At 70.7% G+C, this 3563-nt stretch carries 2 protein-coding genes, 1 tRNA gene and 1 pseudogene; 3 read left to right on the forward strand and 1 reads right to left on the reverse strand.

All coding sequences use genetic code 11. The features are described from left to right. The 3 genes and pseudogenes from ACVMLK_RS20280 to ACVMLK_RS20290 form a co-directional block, all read left to right on the forward strand. Window positions 1-320: pseudogene (locus ACVMLK_RS20280) on the forward strand (hypothetical protein); the annotation flags it as partial. Further along, window positions 311-385, forward strand: a tRNA-Gln gene (locus ACVMLK_RS20285). The pseudogene ACVMLK_RS20280 and the gene ACVMLK_RS20285, both read left to right, overlap by 10 nt. Window positions 386-625: 240 nt before the next feature. Continuing rightward, complete coding sequence (locus ACVMLK_RS20290; RefSeq protein WP_198367677.1) at window positions 626-1549, forward strand: manganese catalase family protein; 924 nt, start codon at window positions 626-628, stop codon at window positions 1547-1549. 179 nt (window positions 1550-1728) lie between these two features. On the opposite strand, the gene ACVMLK_RS20295 is transcribed toward ACVMLK_RS20290, so the two are convergent. Beyond that, window positions 1729-3563 (reverse strand): L-glutamate gamma-semialdehyde dehydrogenase (locus tag ACVMLK_RS20295; RefSeq protein ID WP_457487449.1); only part of this gene is annotated, 1835 nt, incomplete at its 5' end.

Genomic DNA, 3563 nt, shown 5'->3' on the forward strand with positions numbered 1-3563 from the left:
CCGCGACCCTGCCCGCGGGCTGGGCCGATGCCGGCGCCATGGCGCAGGGGCTGGCCTCCTGCCGCAACGACCTGCAGGCCGCCGCCATCCGCCTCTGCCCGGCGGTGAGCGAGACGCTGGCCGCCCTGCGCGCGCTGCCGGACTGCCTGCTGGCGCGGATGAGCGGCTCGGGCGCCACCTGCTTCGCGCTGCTGCCCGATGCCGCCGCCGCGCGCGCCGCCGCGGCCGGCCTGCCGGAGGCCTGGTGGCGCTGGGGTGGGGGCTTTACGAATGGCCCGTCCGGCCTTTATTCAGCCCCACGCGGCGGCGCTGGGGCGTAGCCAAGCGGTAAGGCAGCGGTTTTTGGTACCGCCATTCCCAGGTTCGAATCCTGGCGCCCCAACCAGCCTGTTTCCCCGCATGAGATCAGAGCCGTGTGGCAGAAGCGATGCGGCCTGGAGCAGCGGCAGCCGCGATGGAGGCGGACGGGCCATCGCCTTCGCGCTGGCGACCGGCCAGGCGCGACCTCGGTGGCGTCTGGAGGGGGGATGTTCGCCCCGGAAGCGCAGGAGATAATTCTTGAGAGCCAAACTCATGCAGCCCTGAACGGTTCTTCCAACGGGAAACTCCCCGAAGGAACACCGCGATGTTCATGAGAATAGACAAACTCCAGGCTGAGCTTCCATCGCCCAAGAGAGCGGATCCCAACGCAGCGGCAGCTTTACAGGAGCTGTTGGGCGGCAAGTACGGCGAGATGTCCACCCTGGGCAACTACATGTTCCAGAGTTTCAATTTCCGCAGCAAGGACAAGCTCAGGCCATTCTATAGCCTGGTGGCCAGCATCACGGCGGAAGAGCTCGGGCATGTGGAGCTGGTGAGCAACGGTGTCGCCATGCTCGCCAACGGGCCCGACAACAGCGGTGATCTGGCCGATGGCGGTGACATCTCCGGCGCGCCCTTCGAGGCCATGAAGGATATCCGCTCCTTTGCGTCGTTCGCCTCCAACGGCGGCGGTGCGTTGCCGGTCAACAGCAACTCCATGTCCTGGAATGCGGATATGGTGACGACGACCGGCAATGTGGTCGTTGACCTGCTGCACAACTTCCATCTCGAATGCGGCGCCCGCCTGCACAAGCTGCGGGTCTATGAGACCCTGTCGGATCCGACAGGGCGCGAGGTCTGTGGGTACCTGCTCGTCCGGGGCTCCGTGCATGCGCATGCCTATGCCCTGGCTCTGAAGCAGATCACGGGGGTGGAGTTGGAGAAGTTCCTGCCCACGCCGAACATTCCCCTCGACAAGATTCCGGAATGTCAGAAGTACCTGCAAGAGGGATCCCACCGCCGGCTCTACACATTCAGCCCCGCCGACTACAAGGAGATGGCCGGCATCTGGGGCAATGGAGAGCAGGCGCTTCCCGATGATCCGCCAGGAGAACTGACGGTGGTCGACGGCCTGCCGGAAGGTGGGAAGATTCACCAGCTGACCGGCATACCCTCAGCCTTCAGCCCGGACTATTCGCCCGAGGAAATGTTCGAGATTGCCACCAAACTCTACAAGGCATCTCGATAGGGAAGCCAGAAGCCTTCTGGATATTCTCGTATCCGACGGCAGGGTCAGGAGCATCCCGGGCGGGCGGTGGGCGATGACCGCACGGAGGGGGCAGGGACGAGCGACCCTGTCCTGCCCGCCGCGGTGATCGCCTTCGGCTTTGCGAGGGTGTGTTTCTTCGAGAACCGTGAAACGCGCCGTCAGCCGATGTTCATCAGGCTGGCATTGCCGCCCGCCGCCGCCGTGTTGGTGCTGACCGAGCGTTCCCGCAGCAGCAACTCCAGCGGATAGTCCCCGCCTCCGGCCAGTTCCGCAGGCGTGGCCGCGAGGACAGGGCGCAGCGGTCCGTCCAGCGCGGCCGCGTGGGCGCAGAAGGCCTGCAACTCCGCCGCCTCTCCCTCGAAGAGCGCGACGGCGCAGCCCGCCAGGGCCTCCGCCTCCACCAGCGTGACATGCTCCGCCAGATCGGCGGGCAGGAGGCCGGCGAGCCAGTCGCGCAGGCCGTCGGGCGCCGCCACGCGGGCGCGGTTGCCGGAGGCCAGGGCGGCACCGACCTGCAGCATCAGGCCGAGCGGCGTGGCGGGGCGGCAGAGGACGGCGCCGCGCGGGTCCAGCATGTAGGTGTTGGTCTCGCCCACCGGCCCCGGCAGCGCCAGCCGCAGGCCGAGGCGGGAGGCCCGGGCCATCGCCGCGCAGCGGGCCGCCGCCTCGTGCTGGCCCCGGGCGGAGAGGTGGCCGTGCCAGGCCAGGGCGGCGGGAGCGGGGGCGGGGCCGGGCGGCAGGGGGGGCTCCGGCGCGGCAACCAGCAGCCGGCGCAGGTAGAGCGGCCCGCCCGCCTTGGGGCCGGTGCCGGAAAGCCCGTGGCCGCCGAAGGGCTGCACGCCGACCACGGCGCCGATGATGTTGCGATTGACGTAGATGTTCCCGGCCGGGGCGCGGTCGGTCAGCCGCGCGATGGTCTCGTCGATGCGCGAATGCACGCCGAAGGTCAGCGCGTAGCCGGTGGCGGCGAGGTCGCGCAGCAGGGCCTCCAGGCCGTCGCGCCGGAAGCGCAGCACGTGCAGCACCGGGCCGAAGACCTCGCGCTCCAGCATGGCCGGCCGCTCGATCTCCACCAGGGCTGGCGAGACGAAGTGGCCGCGCGCGGCCTCCCCGGGCAGGGGCAGGGCATGAACGGCGCGGCCGGCGGCGCGCATGGCGGCCAGATGGCGCTCGATGCCCTGCCGCGCCTCCCCGCTGATGACCGGGCCGATATCGGTGGCCAGGCGATCCGGGCGGCCGATGCGCAGCTCCGCCATGGCGCCCTTCAGCATGGTCAGCACACGGTCCGCCACATCCTCCTGCAGGCAGAGGAGGCGCAGCGCCGAGCAGCGCTGGCCGGCGCTGTCGAAGGCCGAGGCCAGGACATCGGCCACCACCTGTTCCGGCAGGGCGGAACTGTCCACCACCATGGCGTTCTGGCCGCCCGTCTCGGCGATCAGCGGCACCGGCCTACCGTGGCGGCCGAGCCGCGTGGCGAGTTGGCGGTTGATCAGCCGCGCCACCTCGGTCGAGCCGGTGAACATCACCCCCTGCACGCGCGGATCGGCGACCAGCCGCGCGCCGACCTCGCCATCGCCCGGCAGGAATTGCAGCGCGGCGGGCGGGATGCCGGCCTCGCGCAGCAGGTCGCAGGCCAGGCCGGCGATCAGCGGCACCTCCTCGGCCGGCTTGGCCAGCACCGGGTTGCCGGCGGCCAGCGCCGCCGCGACCTGCCCGGTGAAGATGGCGAGCGGAAAGTTCCAGGGCGAGATGCAGACCACCGGCCCGAGGGGAGGGTGCGTGGCGGCCTCGAGGCCGCGCGCCTCCGCGGCATAGTAGCGCAGGAAATCCACCGCCTCCCGCACCTCGGCGACGGCGTTGGGCAGGGACTTGCCCGCCTCGCGCACCATGGGGCCGAGCAGGGCCTCGCGGCGCTGCTCCATCAGGTCGGCGGCGCGGTCCAGCAGGGCGGCGCGCTCGGTGGGGGCGGTGGCGGCCCAGGCGGGGGCGGCGG

This window comes from Teichococcus aerofrigidensis, assembly GCF_054073225.1.